Consider the following 1,059-nt stretch of genomic DNA (forward strand, 5'->3'; position numbering starts at 1 on the left):
CCCTCGGGCCCATGGCCGCCGCGCCCGGCCCGGTCGCGCTGGCGGTGGGGCTGGAGGTGCTGCTCGGCGCCGCGATCCTGCTGCTCGCCCCGCGCGGGCGCGGCGGCCATGGGCCCGAGGGGGCGGGTCGCACCGAGCTCCGTGGTGCGCGTGTCGTCGACGCGGTGCCCGCGCCGGTCGTGCCTGTGTCGTCGGGCTCAGTGGCCGGAGTCGCGGACGAGCCGGCGATCGTCGAGCCGCAGGGCACGGGTGATCCGACGCTCTCCGCACACGGCGGCGGATGGAGCGGCCGCCGATCGGCCGGCGAGGCGTCGAAACGGCCGGTGTCCGTTCCCGGAGCCGTGCCGCCGTCGGCCGGCGCCGGTGCCACCCCGGATGCGACGACCGAGCCCATCGATCTGCCCGGGTGGACGCCGCCCGGCGAGAGCGACGGTTCCGAGTAGGCTGGGCGGGTGCTCACGGTTGCCGTCCTCATCTCGGGCACAGGGTCGAATCTGCGCGCTCTGCTCGACGCGGCGGCCGATCCCGAGTTCCCCGCCCGCATCATCGTCGTCGGCGCCGATCGCGAGGCCCCAGGGTTCTCGCACGCCGAGGAGTACGGCATCCCCACGTTCATGGTCCCGTTCTCGCAGTTCGCGAGCCGTGAGGAGTGGGGCGCCGAGCTCAACGCCCAGCTCGAGGTGTGGCGGCCCGACCTCGTCGTGCTCAGCGGCCTCATGAAGCTGCTGCCCGGCGACCTCGTCGACGCGTGGTCGCCGCGCATCATCAACACGCATCCGGCGTACCTGCCCGAGTTCCCCGGCGCACACGGCGTCCGCGACGCACTCGCGGCAGGCGTCGCCCAGACCGGTGCCAGCGTGATCATCGTCGACAACGGGGTCGACTCGGGGCCGATCCTCGCCCAGGAGCGCGTGCCCGTGCTTCCCGGTGACGACGAGCACGCGCTGCACGATCGCATCAAGCCCGTCGAACGCCGCCTGCTCATCGACGTGGTGCGCCGCGTCGCGACCGGCGACCTCGATCTCGCGGCGGTGTCCGCGAACGCCCCGCTCTGACCCC

Annotated in this window: 1 protein-coding gene and 1 pseudogene; both read left to right on the forward strand. The window is 74.2% G+C overall.

The features are described from left to right. Positions 1-443: pseudogene (locus ACI3KY_RS20275) on the forward strand (hypothetical protein); the annotation flags it as partial. A 9-nt stretch (positions 444-452) separates the two neighbouring features. Further along, on the forward strand, positions 453-1,055 hold the full coding sequence (purN, locus tag ACI3KY_RS20280) for a phosphoribosylglycinamide formyltransferase (RefSeq protein ID WP_404931918.1): 603 nt from the start codon (positions 453-455) through the stop codon (positions 1,053-1,055). Positions 1,056-1,059 lie beyond the last annotated feature (4 nt).

Source organism: Microbacterium sp. ZW T2_14 (assembly GCF_044987405.1).
GTDB lineage: Bacteria > Actinomycetota > Actinomycetes > Actinomycetales > Microbacteriaceae > Microbacterium.